The organism is Alkalihalophilus lindianensis, from assembly GCF_032843265.1.
GTDB classification, from domain to species: domain Bacteria; phylum Bacillota; class Bacilli; order Bacillales; family Bacillaceae_D; genus Alkalihalophilus; species Alkalihalophilus lindianensis.
In genome coordinates, this window is sequence record NZ_JAWJBA010000969.1 from 1 (window position 1) to 239 (window position 239).

The window sequence follows — 239 nt, forward strand, 5'->3', positions numbered from 1 at the left end:
GCCCGCTTACCGCTTCCAACATCGCCAAAATATCCGGTACAACAAGAGAAACAGTCAGCCTGCTGATGAACCAACTAAAAAGAGAAGGAATTATTTCTGTTAAGGATAAGAAAATCCGCTTTCATCGGAAGCATGGGGATGCCTTTTTTGCTTCATTTAGCTAATCGCTAAAGTAAAACTTCAATCAGTGGGATCTTACTGCCCGTTAATGCGGGATAATGAAAGCCTTTAGTATGAAG

1 protein-coding gene is annotated in these 239 nt (G+C 41.4%); it reads left to right on the forward strand.

The features are described from left to right. Positions 1-164, forward strand: a 164-nt coding sequence (locus RYX56_RS25000; RefSeq protein WP_317124472.1) for a helix-turn-helix domain-containing protein, incomplete at its 5' end; no start/stop codon positions are given. Positions 165-239 lie beyond the last annotated feature (75 nt).